This is a genomic window from Pseudomonas sp. AKS31, assembly GCF_023634765.1.
Taxonomy (GTDB): Bacteria; Pseudomonadota; Gammaproteobacteria; order Pseudomonadales; family Pseudomonadaceae; genus Aquipseudomonas.
This window is the reverse complement of record NZ_JAMLFX010000003.1, coordinates 638791-663975: the sequence shown is the minus strand read 5'-3', so window position 1 is coordinate 663975 and position 25185 is coordinate 638791. Positions and strand designations below refer to the sequence as shown.

Genomic DNA, 25185 nt, shown 5'->3' with positions numbered 1-25185 from the left:
TATAGGAGCCCGCCATGCACACCGCTGCCGTTGTTGCCGATTTCCGTACTTATCCGTTGATCAGCGCGCTCGGTGGCGTGCAGACCCTGGCGGATCGCGTTGCCATCGAATGGGCTGACGGTCGCATCAGCCCGTTTCACCATGTCTGGTTGCGGGATAACTGCCCGTGCCCGCAGTGCGTCTACAACGTTACCCGCGAGCAGGTGTTCGAGATTGTCGATGCCGCTGAAGACCTCAAGCCTGCCGCCGCCCATATCGATACCGACGGCTGCCTGCGCATCGACTGGCAGGACGGCCACCTCAGCCGCTTCGATCCGGGCTGGTTGCGCGCTCATGCCTATGACGATGAATCCCGCGCCGAACGCTTGGCCGGCAAACCCAAGTCTTATCTGTGGCGCAACGATCTGCAGTTGCCGGTATTCGAATACGCGGCACTGATGAACGACAACGCCGCGCTGCTCCAATGGCTGCTCGCCGTACGCGACATCGGCCTGACGCAAGTGCGCGGTGTGCCCACTGAATCCGGTTCGTTGAAACTCATCGCGCAACGCATTTCCTTTATTCGCGAAAGCAACTTCGGTGTGCTGTTCAACGTGCAATCCAAAGCCGATGCCGACAGCAACGCCTACACCGCTTTCAACTTGCCGTTGCACACCGATCTGCCCACCCGCGAGCTGCAACCGGGGCTGCAATTTCTGCATTGTCTGGTGAATGACGCCGAGGGCGGCGAAAGCATTTTTATCGATGGTTTTGCGATTGCCGATGCGCTGCGCAGTGAAGACCCGGCATCGTTTCAGGCCCTGTGTGAAATCCCCTTAGAGTTTCGCAACAAGGATCGCCATAGCGACTATCGCTGCCTGGCGCCGATCATTGCCTTGGATGCCTTGGGTCGCGTGACCGAGATTCGCATGGCGAACTTTCTGCGCGGGGCGTTTGATACCTCGGTGGAACAAATGCCACGGTTGTACCGGGCGTATCGGCGCTTTATCGCGATGACCCGCGAACCACGGTTTCAGCTGATGCAAAGGCTCAATCCGGGGGAGCTGTGGTGCTTTGATAACCGCCGCACGTTGCATGCGCGCAATGCGTTTGACCCGGCCACCGGGGCGCGGCATTTTCAGGGCTGCTACATCGACCGGGATGAGTTGTTGTCGCGGATTCTGGTGTTGCAGCGCTAGACCATTCAATGCAAAAAGATCGCAGCCTTCGGCAGCTCCTACATTGGAATGCGTTTTCCTGTAGGAGCTGCCGAAGGCTGCGATCTTTTGCCTTTCACAAAATGAAAAAAGCCCCGATACAAGCCGTGACAGGATCGGGGCAGAGGGTACTGTTGAGGAGCTGCCAAGCGAGGGTGACCAAACCTTCGTGTTGCAAGCTGAGTTCAGTGTGCCGACTCCCCTCGCCGCCGAGTTAGCCGAAAACGACCTGTTCATAGCCGTCGCAGCCACTGCGACAAATCGCCCTTGCCGTGCCCCCGCATGGCTACCAGAATCGAGCCACGACCTCCGTTATTGAAGAAGGATGCGCGTCATGATGTATGCCGATTTGATCGATCAGGAAGATTTGCTGGGCCAGCTCAAGGCGTTGGGATTTCAAGTGCCGAGCGGTTCAACGGCCGAGCAGGCTTGCGAGCATGCCGTGCGCGGCCTGGATAATGTTCGTGCGTTTGAATTGCGCAAAATGGTCAAGGACATGTACACCAGCGGCGCCAGTATCCAGCCGGCGGTGCGTCAGGCGATCGACAAACAATTACTGCCGGCATTGGCGGACTATCAGCAAAGCCATAGCGCCTGACAGCAGATCAAAAGATCGCAGCCTTCGGCAGCTCCTACATTGGAACGCATATCCCTGTAGGAGCTGCCGCAGGCTGCGATCTTTTGCCTTACAGCCTTACGCTGGCAAACGTCGACTCATTGCGCGCCTGACTCAACGCCGACATCGGCCCCGACAGCGGCGACATCACGATCGCCTGCGGCAGCGGCAGCATCGCAACTTGCTGGGTGGTGTTGGAACCTACGCGCTCGTCACGCGGCGGAATGCCGAAGTATTCGCGGTAGCACTTGGAGAAGTGCGGTGTCGAGACGAAACCACACACCGAGGCCACTTCGATGATCGACATCGGCGTTTGCTTGAGCAACTGCCGGGCGCGGATCAAACGCAGCTTCAAGTAGTAACGCGACGGCGAGCAGTGCAGGTATTTCTGGAACAGCCGCTCCAGCTGTCGACGCGACACGGCGACGTACACCGCCAGTTCGTCAAGGTCGATCGGCTCTTCAAGGTTGGCTTCCATCAGCGCCACGATTTCCTGCAGTTTCGGCTGGTTGGTGCCGAGCATGTGCTTGAGCGGCACACGCTGGTGATCCTGCTCGTTGCGGATGCGTTCGTAGACAAACATCTCCGAGATCGCGGCGGACAGTTCACGGCCGTGATCGCGGCTGATCAGGTGCAGCATCATGTCCAGTGGCGCGGTGCCGCCAGAGCTGGTGAAACGGTTACGGTCGAGGGTGAACAGGCGTGTGCTCATGGCCACGCGCGGGAAAGCTTCCTGCATCGCCGCCAGACATTCCCAGTGCACGCTGCAATCGAAACCGTCGAGCAGGCCGGCACAGGCCAGAGCCCAACTGCCGGTGCACACCGCGCCAAGACGCTTGGACTGGCGCGCCTGGCTTTGCAGCCATGAAACGTGTTCGCGGGTGACAGTGCGTTGGATACCGATGCCACCGCAGACAATCACGGTGTCCAGCGGTGGCGCTTTGTGCATGGAAGCGTCGGGAGTGATTTGCAGACCGTCACTGGCCCACACCTGGCCGCCATCGACGGTGAGGGTGCTCCAGCGATACAGCTCGCGACCGGACAATTGGTTGGCCATGCGCAGGGGTTCTACTGCGGACGCCAGAGAAATCAGCGTGAAATTGTCCAGCAGCAGAAAGCCGATGGATTGAGGCGCACGGTTCTGGGGTTGGGCCCCGGAGTTGAACGACGTCATCGCGGTATCTCCTCACACAAAGCGGGTGATGGCCTCAGGCGGAGGCTCTTGTTATTGCCAGCGTTCTCGCGTGGGAGACGGGCTTTGTTATGACAGAGCAATTGCCATGCCTAAAGTTGGATGGCCGTTCAATAACTCCTGAAAACGACGTCGCGACGTGTCTACACGAACGGTCCGACCAGGGGAGTTTCGAAGTGCCATCAGCGGCGGTGAAAGCCCTGCTCCGGCAGGTGTGAGCAGATCGGTAGCACTTGTGGGAACTGGCCTGCGCACGATTGTCGGACAGTGTCACCGCAGGCACGGGTGACGGACGGTAGGGGGTGCTGAGCGCCTGTAACAGCTGGGAAAGACTCTTATCTGTTTGCGACGCGCTAAAAGGTGGCGTGATTTATTGTCCGTGTTCACTTAGCGCGCAGTTTTGACTGGTCTGGCCTCATCGCTGGCAAGTCGAATCGTCGCACCGCAGCTCCCACAGGGATTTTCAGTGTGATCAAGATATCGGTATCACCAAAGAACCTGTGGGAGCTGGCTTGCCAGCGATAGTGGCGACGCGGTCTCAGCACTCAACCGCGCTAACGGCCAAGCCACCGCGCGAAGTCTCTTTATATTTGTCATGCATGTCGGCGCCGGTATCGCGCATGGTGCGGATCACCCGATCCAGCGAGATAAAGTGCTGACCATCGCCACGCAATGCCATCTGCGCCGCGTTGATCGCCTTCACCGCGGCAATCGCATTACGCTCGATGCACGGCACCTGCACCAGGCCACCGACCGGATCGCAGGTCAGTCCAAGGTTATGCTCCAGACCAATCTCCGCCGCGTTGCACAATTGCTCCGGCGTGGCGCCAAGAATCTCCGCCAGCCCTGCCGCCGCCATGGCGCACGCCGAGCCGACCTCACCCTGACAACCCACTTCGGCGCCCGAGATCGAAGCATTCTTTTTGCACAGAATGCCCACCGCCGCTGCACCTAGGAAGTAATCGACCACGTTGGCGTCCGTCACCGCCTCGCTGAACTTCATGAAGTAGTGCAACACCGCCGGAATGATCCCTGCGGCACCATTGGTCGGCGCCGTGACCATCCGTCCGCCCGCCGCATTTTCTTCATTAACCGCCAGGGCGAACAGGTTGACCCACTCCATCGCGCTCAGCGTCGAGCCGATCACGTTGGGCTTGTTCAATTCCTGAAGACTGCGATGCAACTTCGCCGCGCGCCGACGCACATTCAATCCACCAGGCAGGATGCCTTCGTGCTTGAGGCCCTGCTCGACGCAATCCTGCATGGCCCGCCACAGTTTCATCAGCCCGGCGCGGATTTCTTCCTCGCTGCGCCAGACCTTTTCGTTGGCCATCATCAATTCGGCGACGCGCAGATTGTTGCGTTTGCACAGTTCCAGCAACTCGACCGCGCTGGAAAAGTCGTAGGGCAATTCAGTGCGATCCAGATCGACCACTCCGCTGGAGGCCTGCGCCTGATCCACCACAAACCCGCCACCCACCGAATAGTAGGTGTCGCGATGCAGTTCGCCGTGATCGCCCTCGGCAACAATCGTCATGGCATTGGGGTGGAACGGCAGGTTCTCATCAATGAGGCGCATGTCCCGTGCCCAGACAAACGGCACCGACAGACGACCATCCAATAGCAGGGTATGCGTTTCGCGCAGCGCCTGAATGCGGGGACCGATCTGCGACGGGTCGATTGCGTCCGGCCACTCGCCCATCAAACCCATGATCACCGCGTTGTCGCTGCCGTGACCAATGCCCGTGGCCGACAGCGATCCGAACAATTGCACTTCTATACGGCGCACCTGTTCCAACTGGTGCTTGTCCCGTAGCGACTCGACGAACAACGCCGCGGCGCGCATCGGCCCGACGGTGTGGGAACTGGAAGGGCCGATGCCGATTTTGAACAGGTCGAAAACGCTGATAGCCATTGCTGCAGAGCTCCTGAGGATGCCGGTCCGGGGCGTGAAGCGCCCGCTGGCGGAGCTGCTACGCTCAAGCTGCGTTCCGCCGGAATGCCCGCATCATCAGGCTTTTGTCGGAGCGCACGGCGTCTGACACCGACGCACTCATGTCCACCAGCGCCGCGCCGTTTTTGCCCCGGTTTTTCGCCGTTTTTGTGCGGTTCAGATGGCCATTCGGGGCTGAAAAAAGCTGTAAACGACGTCACTGACACTGGATGCGACCATCCCTGTACTGGATACGACCCCCCCTGTAGGCGTCAGATTTTCACTGGTACATGATCGTTATGACTCGATTGCAAGGCGCCGTGACAGAGCTGTCTCCAGAACGCCATCCAACCGCAACCTATAAGTGCGGTGGTCCACAGTCGGAACACTGCCAAAAAAAACACCAAGGAGTCCATCCATGAAAGGTTCCCCGTCGTTGTTGTTGGCCGCCATGCTGAGTCTGCCGTTACTGGCGCAAGCTGCAGAACCGGCACAGTGCAGTACCGTTAACTTCTCCGATGTCGGCTGGACCGACATCACCGCTACCACCGCTACCACCTCCGTTGTACTCAACGCCCTCGGCTACAAGACCAAGACCACCATGATCTCCGTGCCCGTGACCTACAAGTCGCTGGCCGACGGCAAGAACATGGACGTGTTCCTCGGCAACTGGATGCCGACCATGGAAAACGACATCAAGGCCTATCGCGACGCCGGCACCGTGGAAACCGTGCGCACCAACCTCAAGGGCGCCAAGTACACCCTCGCCGTGCCGCAAGCGCTGTATGACAAAGGTCTGCATGACTTCGCCGACATCGCCAAATTCAAGAAAGAACTCGACGGCAAGATCTACGGCATCGAGCCTGGCAACGACGGCAACCGTCTGATCCAGAGCATGATCGACAAGGACGCCTTCGGCCTGAAAACCGCCGGTTTCAAAGTGGTTGAATCATCGGAAGCGGGCATGCTCTCGCAGGTGGATCGCGCGCAAAAACGCGACACCGCCGTGGTCTTCCTCGGCTGGGCGCCGCACCCGATGAACAAGCGCTTCAAGATTCAATACCTGACCGGTGGTGATGATTTCTTCGGCCCCGATTTCGGTGCTGCAACCGTGGCGACCAATACCCGCAAGGGTTATGCCGAGGAATGCAGCAACGTCGGTCAGTTGCTGAAGAACCTGGAGTTCACCGTCGACATGGAAAGCGAACTGATGGGCAACATCCTCGACGACAAGATGAAGCCTGACGCGGCCGCCAAGGCCTGGCTGAAAAAGAATCCACAAGTGCTCGATACCTGGCTCACTGGCGTGACCACCATTGACGGTAAACCTGGCCTGGAGGCCGTGAAAGCCAAGCTTCAGTAATCGCTTATGCCGGGTGGGTTCGCCCGCCCGGGCTGTTTATTTCCTTGCATGCGGACGTTCACTACCATGCTGATTGATCAGAAAATACCTTTAGGCCAGTACATCGCGGGCTTCGTTGAATGGTTGACGCAACACGGCGCCAACACCTTCGACGCAATCGCCGTGACACTGGAAACGATGATCCACGGCGTGACGTTTGCGCTGACCTGGTTCAACCCACTGGTCTTGATTGGCCTGATTGCAATCATCGCCCATCTGATTCAACGCAAATGGGGCCTGACCGCGTTTGTGGTCGCCTCCTTCCTGCTGATCCTCAATCTGGGGTACTGGCAGGAGACCATGGAAACCCTCGCCCAGGTCATGTTCGCGACCCTGGTCTGCGTGGTCATCGGCGTGCCGTTGGGCATCGTCGCCGCGCACAAACCGATGTTCTACACAGTAATGCGTCCGGTGCTCGATCTGATGCAGACCGTACCGACCTTCGTTTACCTCATTCCTACCCTGACCCTCTTCGGGCTGGGTGTGGTGCCGGGCCTGATCTCCACGGTGGTGTTCGCAATCGCCGCGCCGATCCGCCTGACCTACCTGGGCATCCGCGATGTCCCGCAAGAACTGATGGACGCTGGCAAGGCCTTCGGCTGCTCGCGTCGCCAACTGCTCTCACGGATCGAACTGCCTCACGCCATGCCAAGCATCGCGGCCGGCATCACCCAGTGCATCATGCTGTCGCTGTCGATGGTGGTGATCGCGGCACTGGTAGGCGCCGACGGACTCGGCAAACCGGTGGTCAACGCACTGAACACTGCTGATATCGCCCTGGGCTTCGAAGCGGGCCTGGCGATCGTACTGCTGGCGATCATGCTCGACCGTATCTGCAAACAACCCGACGCCAAAGTAGGGGGTGACGCATGAGCATAATTCGCTTCGAAGACGTCGACGTAATCTTCTCCAAAGATCCACGCGAGGCACTCAAGCTGCTGGATCAGGGCATGACCCGCAACGAGATCCTGAAAAAAACCGGGCAGATCGTCGGCGTGGAAAAGGCCTCGCTGGACATCAACAAAGGCGAAATCTGCGTGCTGATGGGCCTGTCGGGTTCCGGCAAGTCGAGCCTGCTGCGCTGCATCAACGGCCTCAACACCGTGAGCCGCGGCAAGCTGTTCGTCGAGCATGAAAACCGCCAGATCGACATCGCCTCCTGCACCCCGGCCGAGTTGAAAATGATGCGCACCAAACGCATCGCCATGGTGTTCCAGAAGTTCGCCCTGATGCCGTGGCTGACGGTGCGCGAGAACATCAGTTTCGGTCTGGAAATGCAGGGTCGACCGGAGAAGGAACGCAAGAAGCTCGTCGACGAGAAACTGGAACTGGTTGGCCTGACCCAATGGCGCAACAAGAAGCCTGACGAACTCTCCGGCGGCATGCAGCAGCGTGTCGGTCTGGCGCGGGCACTGGCGATGGACGCCGATATTCTGCTGATGGACGAACCGTTCTCGGCGCTCGACCCGCTGATCCGTCAGGGTCTGCAGGATGAACTGCTGGAACTGCAACGCAAGCTGAGCAAGACCATCGTGTTTGTGAGCCACGACCTCGACGAGGCGCTGAAACTCGGTAGCCGCATCGCGATCATGAAAGACGGCCGGATCATCCAGTACAGCGTGCCGGAAGAGATCGTGCTGAACCCGGCGGACGACTATGTGCGCACCTTCGTCGCGCACACCAACCCGCTCAACGTCCTCTGCGGCCGCAGCCTGATGCGCACGCTGGACAAGTGCAAACGCATCAACGGTTCGGTGTGTCTCGATCCGGGCGGCGATTCGTGGCTCGACCTGGCCGAAGGCAACACCATCAAAGGTGCGCGGCAGAATGGTTCGGTGCTTAACCTGCAGAACTGGGCACCAGGGCAAGCGGTTGAGGGACTGGAGCGCAAGCCAACGCTGGTGGATTCGAATATCGGCATGCGTGACGCGCTGCAGATTCGTTATCAGACCGGCAACAAGCTGGTGCTGCACGATAACAATCATGTGGTGGGGATCTTGGGCGACAGCGAGTTGTATCACGCGTTGCTGGGCAAGAACCTCGGTTAAGGCGGGGTAAAAAAAGGGATCGCGGTGAGCGATCCCTTTTTTATTGGGTCAGGAAAAAAAGCCCCTCACCCTAGCCCTCTCCCAGAGGGAGAGGGGACTGACCGAGTTGTATTTTCGAACTACGCCGACCTGAATGACCGAGTGGAACTAAGATTTGGAGAAGCTCGCAACCTGCTGCAGCCAATCCATAATCGACTCGATCTTTCAGGTCGATGTACGACGCCAGACACCTCGGTCAGCTCCCTCTCCCTTCGGGAGAGGGTTGGGGTGAGGGGCTTTTGACTGGCATTGAAATATCGAGTCGAACTCAGGCTTTGAAAAGCCCCCGACCTGCTCCCTTTCCCCCTCTCCCTTGGGGAGAGGGTTAGGGTGAGGGGGCTTTTGACTTTAGCTGTACACCCGGCCAAGGAGCTGCCGATGGCTTTCAAACTGATCGAGCACATCGCGCGTGATCTGATCCTGTGTGAAGCCCATCAGGTCGTAATCCTGGCTGCCGTTGTGCAAATACACTTCAGCGCGGTAGTAACGCTGGCGCGCTTCATCGGACTGGGCCGATTCGGTCGGGGTCGCCAGATAGCCGTCCAGGCTGACTTCGTAGACGAAAGGGTTGCCCTCTTCCATCTCGATACGCACGCCCATGCAACGCTTGGATTTACCCAGCAGCGTCTGCACTTCCAGACCCTGCGCACGCATCTGCGCCGCAGCATCCTCCAGCGCCGGGCTGACCTGCTTGTCCATGAAACGCTGCACCACCGATTGGCTCGGTTGCAGGTCCAGTTGCGTCAGACGCTCGCTGAAACCACGACGACCGCGTTCCGCCAGTTGCGCCTGCTCCTGTTCGATCTGCACGTCCTGACGCATCGCCTTGTGCAGGCCAAACATGAAGAACACCAACACCACCGAGAACGGCAGACCAGCCAGCACGACCATGGTTTGCATGGCTTCGAAGTTACCGGCAAACAGCAGACCGATGGTCACCAGCGTGATCACCACCGACCAGAAGATCCGCAGCCAGTGCGGCGCATCTTCATCGACGTTGCCGCCCTTGCAGGACAGATTCGCCATCATTACCGCGCCAGAGTCGGCCGGGGTCAGGAACAGCACAAAACCGACAAAGATCGACACACCGATGACGACTTTCGACGCCGGGTAGTGCTCAAGCAATTGATAGATCGCCATCGACGGCTGTTCCAGCGCCGTCTTGCCCAACTCAACCGCCCCCTGATTCATCACCAGATCCAGCGCCGAGTTACCGAAGATCGACAGCCAGGCCAAGGTGAAGCCCAGCGGAATCAGCAGCACACCCGCCACCAGTTCACGCACGGTACGACCACGGGAAATACGCGCGATGAACATGCCTACGAATGGTGCCCAGGAAATCCACCAGGCCCAGTAGAACAGGGTCCACAGGCCCATCCAGCGCTCGGACTTGGCGTTGTCGCCTTCATACACATAAAGGTCGAAGGTTTTCAGCACGATGCCATTGAGGTAGTCACCGATGTTCTGCACGAAGCCGTTGAGCAGGTGCAGGGTCGGGCCGAACAGCAATACGAAAATCAGCAGACCGCTGAACAGCACGATGTTCAGGTTGGACAGACGACGAATGCCGTTTTCCACGCCGGACACGGCAGCGATGGTCGCCACGGTGCTCATCACGATGATCACGATCAGCAGGTTGGTGTTGCTGTGCTCCATGCCGAACAGGTTTTCCAGGCCCGACGACACTTGCAGCGAGCCGATCCCCAGGTTGGTCACCAGCCCCAGCAGGGTCACGAACATGCCAAAGCCGTCCACCGCGTGACCGGCCGCGCCTTTGACCCAGCGCTCGCCAACCAGCGGATACAGCGCCGAACGCAGGGCCAGCGGCTGGTTATGCCGGTAAGCAAAGTACGCCACGGCCAGACCGACCAGTGCATAGATCGCCCAGCCGTGAAGGCCCCAGTGCAGGAACGTCAGTTGCACCGCCTGACGCGCGGCCATGTTGGTGGCCGCAGCGCCTTCCGGCGGATTGAAGTAGTGGTCCAGTGGCTCGGACGCGCCGAAGTACAGCAGAGAAATGCCGATACCCGACGAGAACAGCATCCCCGCCCAGGCGCCGTAACTGAAATCCGGGGTGTCGTCCTTGCTGCCCAGTTTGAGTTTGCCGTACGAGGAAAACGCCAGGCCCACAACAAATACCAGGTAGGCGGCGATCACCACCATGTAGTACCAGCCAAAGCTGCGCGACAACCAGGCCTGAGCGATACCCAACAGTCTGCCGGCCTCTTGCGGGGCGATGATCAGAATGGCGGTCAACAACAGAATCAGCGCGGTAGAGGTGTAAAACACCCAACCGTTGACCGTCACCTTCTCGGGCGGGGTCTTTATTAGCGAGGCAGAACTCATGGCACAAATGCTCCAGGCAGTGCGAGAGAAGAACACAAGGCAACACGGAACCCGACCAATCGGTTAGTTGGCAGCCGACCGGCGGGTGATATAAAGACACCCCGAAAAAAGCCCGAACCTGCCGAAATGGCGCTGCGAATCGCAATCGTGGCCGAAGGTGTACGGACGTTCATCCGAAACCTGGCCCTGAGCGTCTTGCCCTTTCAACACGTCCATCGAATCGCGAACCGCGCCATGCCCCACGCAGGTTTCGAGCATTTTCGGATGTCGGTTTTATCGCCACTTACACGTAGGAAAAATCTGTAGGCAGCGACGATTTGTCGCAGATCTTATTCTTTGTTGATTGAACGTTCAATCAAAACAAAATAGACTGGCCCTCAATCCGATAAGCGTTATTCGCCCCTCGGAAGGCCTAAGGAGATGTGCAAGATGCCCAAGGTCGGTATGCAACCCATCCGCCGCCAACAACTGATCGAAGCCACTTTGCAGGCGGTCGATCAGGTCGGAATGGGGGACGCCAGCATTGCGCTGATCGCCCGTTTGGCAGGTGTCTCGAATGGCATCATCAGTCATTACTTTCAGGACAAGAACGGCCTGATTGCCGCCACGATGCGGTATCTGATGAATGTCCTCAGCGAGAACGTCACCGCGCGCCGTCAGGCGCTGGCAGATGACAGCCCACGGGCGCATCTGCAGGTGATCATCGAAGGCAACTTCGACGCCAGCCAGGTCAATGGCCCGGCAATGAAAACCTGGCTGGCCTTCTGGGCCACCAGCATGCACCAACCGTCTTTGCACAGGTTGCAGCGGATCAACGATCACCGTCTGTATTCCAACCTGTGCTGCCAGTTCCGCCGTGTGCTGTCGCTCGAAGATGCACGCAGCGCAGCACGAGGACTGGCAGCGTTGATTGACGGCTTGTGGTTGCGCGGCGCGCTGTCGGGAGATGCTTTCGACACGGCGCAGGCGCAACAGATCGCTTACGAATACATGGATTTCCAATTGGCCAAGAAGGTGAGCTAGAGCACAAAGAAAACGCTCGGCCCCTGAACTGTCACCGACCAGCGATGCCACAGTTACATGGCTCACCCGGTGACCAACGCCAACCACTTATGCACTTGCGAGGACACTATGGCCCGTTTCGAACTGCAAAAACTTTACATCGATGGCGCGTACTCCGACGCCGGCAGCGATGCCACCTTCGAAGCCATTAACCCGGCTAACGGTGAAGTCCTCGCACTGGTGCAACGTGCGACCAAGGAAGACGTCGAGCGTGCTGTGGTCAGCGCTGAAAAGGGCCAGAAAATCTGGGCCGCGATGACCGCCATGGAGCGTTCGCGCATCCTGCGTCGCGCCGTCGACATCCTGCGCGAGCGCAACGATGAGCTGGCCGCACTGGAAACCCTGGACACCGGTAAAGCGTTCTCGGAAACCAAGTACGTCGACATCGTCACCGGCGCCGACGTGCTGGAATACTACGCAGGTCTGGTGCCAGCGATCGAAGGCGAGCAGATCCCGCTGCGTGACACCTCGTTCGTCTACACCCGTCGCGAGCCGCTGGGCGTGGTCGCCGGTATCGGCGCGTGGAACTACCCGATCCAGATCGCACTGTGGAAATCCGCGCCAGCCCTGGCTGCCGGTAACGCGATGATCTTCAAGCCAAGCGAAGTGACCTCGCTGACCACCCTGAAACTGGCCGAGATCTACACCGAAGCCGGCGTTCCAAACGGTGTGTTCAACGTATTGACCGGTAGCGGCCGTGAAGTCGGCACTTGGCTGACCGAGCACCCGCGCATCGAAAAAATCTCCTTCACCGGCGGCACCGACACCGGCAAGAAGGTCATGGCCAGCGCTTCGGCTTCGTCGCTGAAAGACGTGACCATGGAACTGGGCGGTAAATCCCCGCTGATCATCTGCGACGACGCCGATCTGGATCGCGCTGCCGACACCGCGATGATGGCCAACTTCTACAGCTCCGGTCAGGTCTGCACCAACGGCACTCGCGTGTTCGTTCCGGCGCACCTCAAAGCCGCTTTCGAAGCCAAGATCGTCGAGCGTGTTGCACGCATCCGCATCGGCAACCCGGAAGACGAGAACACCAACTTCGGCCCGCTGGTCAGCTTCCCGCACATGGAAAGCGTGTTGGGTTACATCGCCAAGGGTAAAGAAGAAGGTGCCCGCGTCCTGTGCGGCGGCGAGCGTCTGACCGACGGCGAATTCGCCAAAGGCGCATTCGTGGCTCCGACCGTGTTCACCGATTGCACCGACGACATGACCATCGTCCGTGAAGAAATCTTTGGCCCGGTGATGGCGATCCTCTCCTACGAGACTGAAGAAGAAGTGATCCGCCGCGCCAACGACACCGACTTCGGCCTGGCCGCCGGTATCGTCACCAAAGACCTGAACCGCGCGCACCGCGTGATTCATCAGCTGGAAGCCGGTATCTGCTGGATCAACGCCTGGGGCGAGTCCGACGCAAAAATGCCGGTCGGCGGCTACAAGCAGTCGGGTGTCGGCCGCGAAAACGGCATCAGCTCGCTGAACAACTTCACCCGCATCAAATCGGTACAGGTCGAACTGGGCGATTACGTCTCGGTGTTCTAAGACCCGAGTCTTGTATTGCCCGCGAGGGCCTCTTCGCGGGCAAGCCCGCTCCCACAGGTTTGGAGTTGTCCATCAAATCTGTGGCAGCCCCCAATCCTTGTGGGAGCTGGCTTGCCAGCGATTCGAGTGCACAGCACTCGCCGAGGTCTGACCTGACCACTATCAAAGAGGGTGCATTCAATGTCCCAAGAATTCGATTACATCATCATCGGTGCCGGCTCGGCCGGTAACACACTTGCGACCCGTCTGACTGAAGACGAAGGCGTCACCGTTCTGCTGCTCGAAGCCGGCGGCCCGGATTACCGTCTCGACTTCCGCACGCAAATGCCGGCCGCGCTGGCGTTCCCGCTGCAGGGTCGTCGTTACAACTGGGCGTACGAAACCGATCCAGAGCCACACATGGACGGTCGCCGGATGGAATGCGGTCGCGGCAAAGGCCTCGGCGGTTCTTCGCTGATCAACGGCATGTGCTACATCCGTGGTAACGCGATGGACTACGACGGCTGGGCAAAACTGCCAGGCCTGGAAGACTGGTCGTACCTCGACTGCCTGCCGTACTTCCGCAAAGCGGAAACCCGTGATATCGGCCCGAACGACTACCACGGTGGCGACGGCCCGGTCAGCGTGACCACGCCAAAGGCGGGCAACAACCCGCTGTTCCACGCCATGGTTGAAGCTGGCGTGCAGGCCGGTTACCCGCGCACCGAAGACTTGAACGGCTACCAGCAGGAAGGCTTCGGCCCGATGGACCGCACCGTGACGCCAAACGGCCGCCGTGCATCCACCGCCCGTGGCTACCTCGACGTCGCCAAGAAGCGCTCGACCCTGACCATCGTCACTCACGCCCTGACCGACAAGATCCTGTTCGAAGGCAAGCGTGCCGTTGGCGTGCGTTACCTGATCGGCGACGCCGAAGAGCGTGTTGAAGCCAAAGCGCGCAAAGAAGTGCTGCTGTGCTCCGGCGCCATCGCTTCGCCGCAGATTCTGCAGCGTTCCGGTGTCGGTCCTGCCGAACTGCTGAAATCCCTCGACATCCCGGTCGTTCACGACCTGCCGGGCGTCGGTGAAAACCTGCAGGATCACCTCGAGCTGTACCTGCAATACGCCTGCACCCAACCGGTTTCGCTGTACCCGTCGCTGCTCTGGTACAACCAGCCGGCGATCGGTGCCGAGTGGCTGTTCAACGGCACCGGCATCGGCGCCAGCAACCAGTTCGAAGCCGGCGGTTTCATCCGTTCGCGTCCGGAATTCGAATGGCCGAACATCCAGTACCACTTCCTGCCGGTGGCGATTAACTACAACGGCAGCAACGGTGTGAAAGAACATGGTTTCCAGGCGCACATGGGCTCCATGCGTTCGCCGAGCCGCGGTCGCATCCAGGCCAAGTCGAAAGATCCGCGCCAGCACCCGAGCATCCTGTTCAACTACATGGCCACCGAGCAGGACTGGCAGGAATTCCGCGACGGTATTCGCCTGACCCGCGAGATCATGCAGCAGCCGGCCCTCGACGCGTTCCGTGGCCGCGAAATCAGCCCGGGCATCGACGTGCAAACTGATGAGCAACTGGACAAGTTCATCCGCGAACACGCCGAAACCGCGTTCCACCCGTCCTGCTCGTGCAAGATGGGCACCGACGAAATGGCCGTAGTGGATGGCGAAGGTCGCGTGCACGGCATGCAGAGCCTGCGTGTGGTCGATGCCTCGATCATGCCGATCATCACCACCGGCAACCTCAACGCGCCGACGATCATGATCGCCGAGAAAATCGCCGACAAGATCCGTGGCCGCAAGCCGCTGCCGCGTAGCAATGCTGCCTACTACGTCGCTGGCGGTGCGCCAGTGAAGGGCAAACCGATGCGTGATATCACCCCGGCGGCCCAGTAAGACGTAATACCGCGTCACGGCTAATCGCTGGCAAGCCAGCTCCCACAGGGTTTTGCGTCGTTCACACATATTGTGTTCACCAAAAAACCTGTGGGAGCCTGGCTTGCCAGCGATGGGGCCCTCAGATTCAGCACAAATTCCCTCGCTGCACAGTAAATCCTCCTACACCCCCTCTTCACTTGATCCTACCCCCACGCAGGCCTACTCTAGACCTCGCGCAACCGTTTCACCCCCTCCCCGCCGCTGCTCTACCGCTTCCCCCTGACAAGGAGGTTCCCGAATGTTCGATTTCCACCCCCAGCTCAAGCAGCGCTTCGCTGCCTTGCGCACGGGCGCTGAGTTCTTTTCCCTGCGGTATGTACGCGAATCCGGGCAATACCTGTCGGTGCGCAAGAATGTCGCCGAGCCGCCGAGCCTGAGCCGCGACGAAGGCGCGATGCTCACCGTGCGCGTCAACGGCGTTGAGGCCTACGCGGCGACCAACGACCTGTCGCAGCAAGGCCTGCAAGCCGCCCTCGAACGCGCCGAGCAGCAAGCCCGCCGCCTCAAGCCGCACGCCTTGCTCGACCTGCGCGAGCAGCCGGTGTCCAGCGATCGCGCTGATTACTTTTCGCCCAATCTCGAACAAGCCTTCCCGTCCCTGAGCGAATGCTTCGAGCTGCTCGGCGCGGAATCCGCCTCGGTGCCAAAGGATGAGCGCCTGGTGAACTGGCAAGTGAGCATCGGCATCACCCACGTCGAGCAGATTTACCTGAGCAGCGCCGGGGCTGAATTGCGCCAGGCCCAGCGCTTCGTCTACCCGGGCCTCGACGTCACCGCTTACGACGGCAACGACAGCCAGACCCGCAGCCTCGGCCGCGAGAACTTCGGCCAGCAGGGCGGCGCTGACGTGATCAGCCGCTGCGGTTTGATCGGCGCCGGCCCGCAAGTCGCCGATCAGGCGCTGCAACTGCTGCTCGCGCCGAACACTCCGCAAGGCCCGCGCGACCTGCTGTTGATGCCGGATCAGATGATGCTGCAGATCCACGAATCCATCGGCCACCCGCTGGAGCTCGACCGCATCCTCGGCGACGAACGCAATTACGCCGGCACCAGTTTCGTCAAAGCCAGCGACTTCGGCAGCCTGCAATACGGCTCCAAACTGCTCAACGTGACGTTCGATCCGGGTATTCCCGAAGAACTCGCCAGCTACGGTCATGACGACGACGGCAGCAAGGCCAGCAAACAATTCCTGATCCGCGATGGCCTGTTGTTGCGCCCGCTGGGCGGTGCGCTGTCGCAGTTCCGCGCTGGTCTCGATGGCGTCGCCAACAGCCGCGCCTGTGGCTGGAATCGCCCGCCGATCGACCGCATGGCCAACCTCAATATCGAGCCGGGCGATCAGCCTCTGAACAAGCTGATCGAAGGCATCGAGCACGGCATCCTGATGAGCACCAACCGCTCATGGTCGATCGACGATGCGCGCAACAAATTCCAGTTCGGCTGCGAATGGGGCCAGTTGATCGAAAACGGTGAACTCAAAAGTGTGGTGAAAAACCCGAACTATCGGGCGATTTCCGCGCACTTCTGGAAAAGCCTGCGCGCTGTCGGCGACGCCAACACCGTTAAGGTGCTGGGCACGCCGAACTGCGGCAAGGGCGAACCGAACCAGGTGATCCGCGTCGGCCACGCTTCGCCGGCCTGCGTATTCAGCAACGTTGATGTATTTGGGGGAGACGCCTGATGAGCATTTCGAAGAGTCAGTCCGACGCCTTCAAGGTCATGGTCGAGTGGCTGCGCGACAGCGTGCGCGAGCCGGAACAGTTCACCCTCAGCTTTGCCGCCGAATCCTCGGCGTTCGTGCGATTCAATCACGCCAAGGTGCGTCAGGCCGGGCAAGTGCAGCAGGCCAACGTCGTTCTGAAACTGATCAACGACGGTCGTCATGCCGACCTGCAAGTCACCCTGTCCGGTGATCAGGAAGGCGATCTGCAACGGCTTGCCGAAGGTCTGCAACAACTGCGCGAAACCCTGCCGTTGCTGCCTCAGGATCCGTACCTACTGCTCAATCACAACGGCTGGCAGAGTCAGAACGTGCAGGAACATCCGCTGCCGGACACTGAACAGGTAGTCGATGAAATCTGTGCTGCCGCTGAGGGTCTGGACTTGGTTGGCTTCTATGCCGCCGGCCCGATCAGTCGTGGCTTCGCCAGTTCTTCGGGCGCGTTTGGCTGGCATCAGGCCAACAGCTTCAACTTCGATTTCAGCCTGTTCCACGAGAACGGCGAAGCGGTGAAAGCCAGCTACGCCGGGCACGACTGGAGCAGTGAGGGCTTCGCAAAGCGCTTCGGCCAGGCCCGCGAGCAACTGGAGTTTCTCGGCCGACCGCTGCGCACTTTGGCGCCGGGGCAGTACCGCGCGTACCTGGCACCGGCGGCGCTGGAAGAAATCATGGGCATGTTGAGCTGGGGCGGTTTCTCGGCGCAGTCGATCGCCAGCAAGAGCAGCCCGCTGCAGAAGCTGTATGTCGGCGATCAGGCCTTCAGTCCGCTGCTGTCGCTGGATGAGAAAGTCAGCGAATCGCTGAGCCCGGCGTTTTCCGGCGAAGGTTATCCACGCAGTGATTTGCGCCTGATCGTCGAAGGCAAGGCCGGTGATCAACTGGTCGGCTCGCGCAGTGCTGCTGAATACGGTTTGACCGCCAACGGCGCCGGCGGCGGTGAAATGCCCAGTGCGTTGAACATGGCGGCGGGTGATCTGGCGCAAGCAGAGATCCTCAAGCAATTAGGCACCGGGCTGTACATCAGCAACCTGTGGTACCTGAACTACTCGGATCAACCGGCCGCGCGCATGACCGGAATGACCCGGTTCGCGACCTTCTGGGTCGAGAACGGCGAGATCCAGGCGCCGGTCAGCACCATGCGTTTCGACGACAGCGCCTACAGCCTGCTCGGTTCGCAGCTGGAAGCGTTGACCGCCGAGCGTGAGTTGTTGCTGTCGGCGAGTACGTACAGCCAGCGCAATACCTCGTCAGCGTTGCTGCCGGGGGCGTTAGTTAGCCGCCTGACCCTTACCCTGTAACACCGCAAAAACCTGTGGGAGCTGGCTTGCCAGCGATGGCGGACTTTCAGACGAAAACGATGTTGAATCTGCCGTCCTCATCGCTGGCAAGCCAGCTCCCACAGGATTGTGTTCCGTCTGCCACACATTTTCAGAGGTTCCATGCCCAACCGCCCGCCTCTCGACGCCATCACCGCACGCTGGTTGCCGTGGGTCGTCGCCATTGCGTTCTTCATGCAGTCCCTCGACGGGACCATCCTCAACACCGCCCTGCCCGCCATGGCCCGCGATCTGGCCGAAGATCCGTTGCGCATGCAAGGCGTGATCATCGCCTACATGCTCACCGTGGCCTTGCTGATACCGGCCTCGGGCTGGATCGCCGACCGTTTCGGCACCAAGAAAATCTTCTTCGGCGCGATCCTGTTGTTCAGCTTCGGCTCGCTGCTCTGCGCGTTGTCGAGCAGCCTGAGCATGCTGATCGGCGCCCGGGTGATTCAGGGACTCGGCGGTGCGCTGATGCTGCCGGTCGGGCGACTCGTCGTACTACGCGCCTATCCGCGATCCGAACTGGTGCGGATCATGGGTTTCATCACCATCCCCGGCCTGCTCGGCCCGCTGATCGGCCCGACCATGGGCGGCTGGATGGTCGAATACCTGACGTGGCACTGGATCTTCCTGATCAACCTGCCGGTCGGCTTGATCGGCTGCTACGCGGTGTGGAAGTTCATTCCCGACCTGCGCGGCACCGAACGCACGCGTTTCGATAGTCTGGGTTTCCTGCTGTTTGGCGCGGCGATGATCCTGATCACCATCGCCATGGAAGGCCTTGGCGAACTGCACTTGCCGCACCTGCGGGTGATGTTGCTGCTGTTCGGCGGCATGGCCTGTCTGGCCGCGTACTGGTTGCGCGCCGGGCACATCGAAAACCCGCTGTTCGCCCCGTCGCTGTTCAAGACCCGCACATTTGCCGTCGGCATTCTCGGCAATCTCTTTGCCCGACTGGGCAGCGGCGCCTTGCCGTTTCTGGTGCCGTTGTTGCTGCAAGTGGCGCTGGGCTATTCGCCGTCGCAAGCGGGGATGAGCATGCTGCCGCTGGCAGCGGCGGCGATGTTTGCCAAGTGGATGGCGCGGCCGCTGATCGAACGCTTCGGCTATCGCCTCGTCCTTACCGGCAACACCCTGGCCCTGGGGATCATGCTGGCGAGCATGGGTCTGGTCAGCGAGCAAACGCCGTACTGGCTGCTGCTGTGCCTGCTGGCGATTCTCGGCGCGATCAACTCGCTGCAATTCACCGCGATGAACACCGTCACGCTGATCGACCTCGACGACGCCAGCGCCAGCAGCGGCAACAGCTTGCTGTCGGTGGTGGCGCAGTTGTCGTTGAGTCTGGGTGTGGCGTGCGCCGGTGCATTGCTCGGTGGCTTTACGGCAGAGATCGGCAACGATGGCGTGGAAACCGTGCTCGGCGCGTTCCAGCTGACCTTCGTCACCGTCGGGATCATGGCGATGCTCGCCGCGACAATCTTCTCGCAACTGTCGAAAGAAGACGGCCGGCGGGCCAAACGCCCGGAAGAACACATCGAACATTAACCACTGTTCGTCCAGAACTTTCGAAGAAAGTGGCACGGGGCTGCTACACTGCGCGACATTTTGTTTTGCAGGCCAGTCCCGTGACCACCATCGCCACCGCTTTTAATACTCTGCCGCTGTCCGCCGCCATGCTGGCTAACCTCGAATCCCTCGGTTATGCCCAGATGACGCCGATCCAGGCGCAGAGCTTGCCGGTGATCCTCAAGGGGATGGACCTGATCGCCCAGGCCAAGACCGGCAGCGGCAAGACCGCCGCGTTCGGCATTGGCCTGCTCAACCCGATCAACCCGCGCTACTTCGGTTGCCAGGCACTGGTGATTTGCCCGACGCGCGAACTGGCCGACCAGGTCGCCAAGGAAATCCGTCGTCTGGCCCGCGCCGAAGACAACATCAAGGTCCTGACCCTGTGCGGCGGCGTGTCGTTCGGCCCGCAGATCGCTTCGCTGGAACACGGCGCGCACATCATCGTTGGCACCCCGGGCCGAATTCAGCAGCACCTGCGCAAAGGTTCGCTGGTGCTCGATGGCCTGAACACGCTGATCCTCGACGAAGCCGATCGCATGCTCGACATGGGTTTCTACGACGCCATCGAAGACATCATCGTCAAGACTCCAGAGCGTCGTCAGACCCTGCTGTTCTCCGCGACTTACCCGGTGGGCATCAAGCAACTGGCCTCGAAATTCATGCGTGATCCGCAAACGGTCAAGGCCGAAGCGTTCCACGACGACACGCAGATCGAACAGCGCTTCTACGAAATTTCCCCGGAAGACCGCATGAGCGCAGTGACCAAAGTCCTGCACCATTTCCGTCCGGCGTCTTGCGTGGCGTTCTGCTTCACCAAGCAGCAAGTGCAGGAAACCGTTGATCACCTGACCGCCAAAGGCATTTCCGCCGTCGGCCTACACGGCGATCTGGAACAGCGTGACCGCGATCAGGTACTGGCGATGTTCGCCAACCGCAGTACTTCGGTACTGGTCGCCACCGACGTCGCCGCCCGAGGTCTGGACATCGATGCGCTGGACATGGTGATCAACGTCGAACTGGCGCGCGATTCGGAAATCCACATTCACCGCGTTGGCCGTACCGGTCGCGCCGGCGAAAAAGGTATCGCAATCAGTCTGGTTGCACCGGGCGAAGCGCACCGCGCGCAAGCCATCGAACAACTGCAGAAATCGCCGTTGAACTGGGATCAGGTCGATAACCTCAAGTCCCAGGGCCTCGCACCGCTGCAACCGCCGATGACCACGTTGTGCATCGGTGCTGGCCGCAAAGATAAAGTGCGTCCGGGCGACATTCTGGGTGCATTGACTGGCGATGCCGGCATTCCGGGTGCGCAGGTTGGCAAGATCGCGATTTTCGACTTCCAGGCTTATGTAGCCGTTGACCGCACCGTGGCCATGCAGGCCTTGCAGCGTTTGAACGACGGCAAGATCAAGGGCCGCTCGCTGCGCGTACGCATCCTGTAAGAACAACGTAACTCCCCTGTAGGAGCTGCCGCAGGCTGCGATCTTTTGACTTTGTTTTTTAAGAGCAAGATCAAAAGATCGCAGCCTGCGGCAGCTCCTACAGTTCGTTTTGTGGTGATATTTCAGAGGACACCGTTTTGCGCTCTACCGAAGTCGTGATCATTGGCGCTGGCGCCGCTGGGTTGATGTGTGCACTGACCGCCGCCGGGCGCGGGCGTCAGGTGTTGCTGCTCGACCACGCGAACAAGGCCGGCAAGAAAATCCTGATGTCGGGCGGTGGCCGCTGCAACTTCACCAACATGTACACAGAACCGAGCAATTTTCTCTCGCAGAACCCACACTTCTGCAAATCCGCGCTGGCGCGCTACACCCAGTGGGACTTCATCGGCATGGTCGGCAAACACGCCGTGCCGTATCACGAGAAAAAACTCGGCCAGTTGTTCTGCGATAACAAATCCAGCGACATCCTCGAAATGCTCCTGACCGAGTGCGATCAGGTCGGTGTGGAGCTGCATCTGGACACCTCGATCCAGACCATCGAGAAGGTCGAAAGCGGTTACTTGCTCGACACCACCCTCGGCCAGATTCAGTGCCAGTCGCTGGTGATCGCCACCGGCGGGCTGTCGATCCCGACGCTGGGCGCCACCGGTTTCGGTTACCAGGTGGCCAAACAGTTCGGCCATGAACTGCTGCCAACCCGCGCCGGGCTGGTGCCGTTCACCATCACCGATCAGCTCAAGGAACTCTGCACCGAGTTGTCCGGAACGTCGGTGGATTGTCTGGTCAGCTGCAATGACCAGAGCTTTCGCGAGAACATCCTGTTCACTCACCGTGGTCTCAGCGGCCCGGCGATTCTGCAGATTTCCTCGTTCTGGGAATCTGGCGATACGGTAGAGATCAACCTGCTGCCGGATCACGACGCGGCGAGCTGGTTGCAGCAGCAAGTCGCCGACCGCCCGAACAGTGAGCTGAAAACCCTGCTGGGTGAAATCTTCACCAAGAAAATGGCCAACCTACTGGCAGACAACTGGTTCGTGTCCAAGCCGATGAAGCAGTACACCCACGCGGAACTGGCGGAAATCGCCGAGAAGCTGGGCAGCTGGAAAGTCGTGCCGGCCGGCACGGAAGGCTATCGCACCGCTGAGGTTACACTCGGTGGCGTTGATACCCGCGAAGTGTCGTCCAAGACCATGGAATCGCTGAAAAGCCCGGGCCTGTACTTCATTGGCGAAGTGCTCGACGTCACCGGTCATCTGGGCGGCTTCAACTTCCAGTGGGCCTGGGCCTCGGGCTACGCCGCCGCGCAGTACGCTTAATTCAAAGCTAAATACAAAAACCTGTGGGAGCTGGCTTGCCAGCGATGAGGCAGGCAGATCCAACATCATTGTTGACTGTCATGCAGCCATCGCTGGCAAGCCAGCTCCCACAGGGTTCCGTGCCCAATTCAAGATTTAGTTCTACACAAGATCTCAAAGGAACACTTTTTGCTGTCAGATGTGATCGGCGCCATTGCGTCGGCGTCATTACTGGCTCAATTTAGCGGCATCGCCTCGGAAGGCCTTCGCACTTCATGTCCTCGACCTCGTTTCGTCAGTCTTTGCGGCGCCTGTGGGCGCTGGATAAATTCAGCTACAGCGTGCGGGTATTCATCGCCCTGACCGGCAGCATGGCGCTGTGTTGGTATCAGGATGAAATGGGCCTGCTGATCCCGTTGTTCCTGGGGATTATCGCCAGCGCCCTGGCCGAGACCGACGACAGTTGGCAGGGCCGCCTCAACGCCCTCGCCGTGACGCTGGTGTGTTTCAGCATCGCCGCGCTGTCGGTGGAATTGCTCTTCCCCTACCCCATCATATTTGCCATTGCCCTGGCGCTGGCCAGTTTCGGTCTGACCATGCTCGGGGCGCTCGGCGAGCGTTATGGGGCGATTGCTTCGGCGACGTTGATTCTGTCCGTATACACGATGATCGGCGTTGATCAGCGCGGTGGCGCGGTCACCGACTTCTGGCACGAACCGATGCTGCTAGTGGCCGGCGCCGCTTGGTACGGCTTGCTCTCGGTGTTGTGGCAGGCAATGTTTTCCAACCAGCCGGTGCAGCAGAGTCTGGCGCGGCTGTTCCGCGAACTGGGTTTTTACCTGAAGCTGAAATCGTCGCTGTTCGAGCCGATCCGGCAGATGGACGTCGAGGCCCGGCGTCTGGAACTGGCCAAACAAAACGGCCGCGTGGTGGCGGCGCTGAACAGTGCCAAGGAAATCATCCTGCACCGCGTCGGCAACGGCCGCCCCGGTTCGAAGGTCAGTCGCTACTTGAAGCTGTATTTCCTCGCTCAGGACATCCACGAACGCGCCAGCTCTTCGCACTATCCGTACAACGCCCTCGCTGATGCGTTTTTTCACAGTGACGTGCTGTTTCGCTGCCAGCGCCTGTTGCGCCAGCAAGGCAAAGCCTGCCGCGCACTGGCCGAATCGATTCAGATGCGCCAGCCGTTCATTTACGACGCCAGTTTCGCCGAAGCCCTGAGCGACCTCGACGCTTCGCTCGAACACTTGCGCATCCAGAGCAACCCGGCTTGGCGCGGGTTGCTGCGTTCGCTGCGTGCACTGGCCGCCAACCTCGGCACCCTCGACCGTTTGCTCAGCGACGCGAGTAATCCCGATGCCTTGGCCGACGCGACCGACAGCAGCTTGCTCGACCGCTCGCCGCGCAACCTCAAGGACGTCTGGATTCGCCTGCGCACGCAGCTGACGCCAACGTCTTTGCTGTTCCGCCACGCCCTGCGCCTGCCCTTGGCGCTGAGTATCGGTTACGGCATGGTGCATTTGATTCACCCTTCGCAGGGTTACTGGATCATCCTCACCACCCTGTTCGTCTGCCAGCCAAACTATGGCGCGACGCGGCGCAAACTCGGTCAGCGGATCCTTGGCACCGCCATCGGCCTGACAGTGGCGTGGGCGTTGTTCGATCTGTTCCCGAGCCCGCTGGTGCAATCGTGCTTCGCCATTGCCGCCGGCGTGGTGTTCTTTACCAACCGCACCACCCGCTACACCCTGGCGACAGCGGCGATCACCATCATGGTGCTGTTCTGCTTCAACCAGGTCGGTGACGGTTACGGGCTGTTCCTGCCACGGCTGTTCGATACTTTGCTCGGCAGCCTGATTGCCGGCCTGACGGTGTTCCTGTTCCTGCCGGACTGGCAGGGCCGACGCCTGAACAAAGTGCTGGCCAACACTCTGACCTGCAACAGCATCTACCTGCGCCAGATCATGCAGCAATACGCCGCCGGCAAGAGTGATGACCTCGCCTATCGGCTGGCCCGCCGCAACGCGCACAACGCCGACGCCGCGCTGTCGACAACGCTGGCCAACATGCTCATGGAGCCGGGGCATTTCCGTAAGGAAGCGGATGTTGGATTCCGCTTTCTGGTGTTGTCGCACACGTTGTTGAGTTATCTGTCAGGGCTGGGCGCGCATCGCGAGACGCAGTTGCCGGCGGATGTGCGCGAGCATCTGATTGATGGCGCCGGGGTGAAACTGGCGACAAGTATTGATGAAATCGCCCAAGGGCTGGCGAACAAGCAGCCGGTGGCGATTCAGAGTGATGAGGAAGAAGCGCTGGCCAATGAGCTGGAGCAGATGCCTGATGAGATTGATGAAGGGCAGCGGCTGGTGCAGACGCAACTGGCGTTGATCTGTCGGCAGTTGGGGCCGTTGCGTACATTGGCGGCGCATTTGATCAAGGACACCGCTGAAGTTTGAGGTGGCCGGACTGGCCCCATCGCTGGCAAGCCAGCTCCCACAGTGGGTAGGGTTGATTCACAAAATTGTGCATCAC

17 protein-coding genes are annotated in these 25185 nt (G+C 60.1%); 14 read left to right on the top strand and 3 right to left on the bottom strand.

The genetic code is table 11. The features are described 5' to 3' along the window. The first annotated feature begins 14 nt into the window (after window positions 1-14). Together M9827_RS14035 and M9827_RS14030 are read left to right on the top strand one after the other, a co-directional pair. Window positions 15-1178 (top strand): gamma-butyrobetaine dioxygenase, encoded by a 1164-nt coding sequence (locus M9827_RS14035; RefSeq protein WP_250605866.1) that lies wholly within the window; start codon window positions 15-17, stop codon window positions 1176-1178. Between the two features lie 352 nt (window positions 1179-1530). Beyond that, window positions 1531-1794 carry a hypothetical protein gene (locus tag M9827_RS14030; RefSeq protein WP_250605865.1) on the top strand — a complete coding sequence of 88 codons (264 nt, stop codon included), beginning with the start codon at window positions 1531-1533 and terminating at the stop codon, window positions 1792-1794. Window positions 1795-1882: 88 nt separating this feature from the next. Here the strand turns inward: M9827_RS14030 and gbdR are convergent, their stop codons facing one another. After that, window positions 1883-2986 (bottom strand): choline metabolism transcriptional regulator GbdR, encoded by a 1104-nt coding sequence (gene gbdR / locus M9827_RS14025; RefSeq protein ID WP_007949927.1) that lies wholly within the window; start codon window positions 2984-2986, stop codon window positions 1883-1885. Between the two features lie 556 nt (window positions 2987-3542). Beyond that, complete coding sequence (locus M9827_RS14020) at window positions 3543-4919, bottom strand: L-serine ammonia-lyase (RefSeq protein ID WP_250605864.1); 1377 nt, start codon at window positions 4917-4919, stop codon at window positions 3543-3545. Window positions 4920-5355: 436 nt separating this feature from the next. Between M9827_RS14020 and M9827_RS14015 the strand changes: the two genes are divergently transcribed. The 3 genes from M9827_RS14015 (at window position 5356) to choV (ending at window position 8387) form a co-directional block, all read left to right on the top strand. After that, window positions 5356-6300 carry a choline ABC transporter substrate-binding protein gene (locus M9827_RS14015; protein ID WP_250605863.1) on the top strand — a complete coding sequence of 315 codons (945 nt, stop codon included), beginning with the start codon at window positions 5356-5358 and terminating at the stop codon, window positions 6298-6300. 66 nt (window positions 6301-6366) lie between these two features. Further along, on the top strand, window positions 6367-7212 hold the full coding sequence (choW, locus tag M9827_RS14010) for a choline ABC transporter permease subunit (RefSeq protein ID WP_095121426.1): 846 nt from the start codon (window positions 6367-6369) through the stop codon (window positions 7210-7212). Beyond that, the gene (gene choV, locus M9827_RS14005; protein ID WP_095112760.1) at window positions 7209-8387 is read left to right on the top strand and encodes a choline ABC transporter ATP-binding protein; all 1179 of its coding nucleotides are present in this window, start codon (window positions 7209-7211) and stop codon (window positions 8385-8387) included. The genes choW and choV overlap by 4 nt, the downstream gene beginning before the upstream one ends. Before the next feature lie 387 nt (window positions 8388-8774). On the opposite strand, the gene betT is transcribed toward choV, so the two are convergent. Continuing rightward, window positions 8775-10772 (bottom strand): choline BCCT transporter BetT, encoded by a 1998-nt coding sequence (gene betT, locus M9827_RS14000; protein ID WP_284676852.1) that lies wholly within the window; start codon window positions 10770-10772, stop codon window positions 8775-8777. Window positions 10773-11201: 429 nt separating this feature from the next. Here betT and betI point away from each other — a divergent pair, with 429 nt between their 5' ends. The 9 genes from betI to yccS all read left to right on the top strand — a co-directional run bounded on the left by betI (window position 11202) and on the right by yccS (window position 25109). Beyond that, the gene (betI, locus tag M9827_RS13995; RefSeq protein WP_150693773.1) at window positions 11202-11795 is read left to right on the top strand and encodes a transcriptional regulator BetI; all 594 of its coding nucleotides are present in this window, start codon (window positions 11202-11204) and stop codon (window positions 11793-11795) included. Window positions 11796-11903: 108 nt separating this feature from the next. Continuing rightward, complete coding sequence (gene betB / locus M9827_RS13990) at window positions 11904-13376, top strand: betaine-aldehyde dehydrogenase (RefSeq protein ID WP_103304247.1); 1473 nt, start codon at window positions 11904-11906, stop codon at window positions 13374-13376. Window positions 13377-13556: 180 nt separating this feature from the next. Then, window positions 13557-15260, top strand: a complete 1704-nt coding sequence (gene betA / locus M9827_RS13985; RefSeq protein ID WP_250605862.1) for a choline dehydrogenase — start codon at window positions 13557-13559, stop codon at window positions 15258-15260. 280 nt (window positions 15261-15540) lie between these two features. After that, the gene (locus M9827_RS13980) at window positions 15541-16983 is read left to right on the top strand and encodes a TldD/PmbA family protein (protein WP_250605861.1); all 1443 of its coding nucleotides are present in this window, start codon (window positions 15541-15543) and stop codon (window positions 16981-16983) included. Further along, a complete protein-coding gene (locus M9827_RS13975; RefSeq protein WP_250605860.1) occupies window positions 16983-18320 on the top strand; it encodes a TldD/PmbA family protein in 1338 nt (445 codons plus the stop codon). The genes M9827_RS13980 and M9827_RS13975 overlap by 1 nt, the downstream gene beginning before the upstream one ends. 141 nt (window positions 18321-18461) lie before the next feature. After that, window positions 18462-19889 carry a multidrug transporter subunit MdtD gene (mdtD, locus tag M9827_RS13970; RefSeq protein ID WP_250605859.1) on the top strand — a complete coding sequence of 476 codons (1428 nt, stop codon included), beginning with the start codon at window positions 18462-18464 and terminating at the stop codon, window positions 19887-19889. 128 nt (window positions 19890-20017) lie between these two features. Continuing rightward, entirely contained in the window at window positions 20018-21355 is a 1338-nt protein-coding gene (dbpA, locus tag M9827_RS13965) for an ATP-dependent RNA helicase DbpA (RefSeq protein WP_230669476.1), read from the top strand. Between the two features lie 137 nt (window positions 21356-21492). Next, window positions 21493-22671: a BaiN/RdsA family NAD(P)/FAD-dependent oxidoreductase gene (locus M9827_RS13960; protein ID WP_250605858.1), complete on the top strand. Its 1179-nt coding sequence runs from the start codon at window positions 21493-21495 to the stop codon at window positions 22669-22671. Window positions 22672-22925: 254 nt separating this feature from the next. Then, on the top strand, window positions 22926-25109 hold the full coding sequence (gene yccS / locus M9827_RS13955; protein WP_250605857.1) for a YccS family putative transporter: 2184 nt from the start codon (window positions 22926-22928) through the stop codon (window positions 25107-25109). Window positions 25110-25185: the final 76 nt, after the last annotated feature.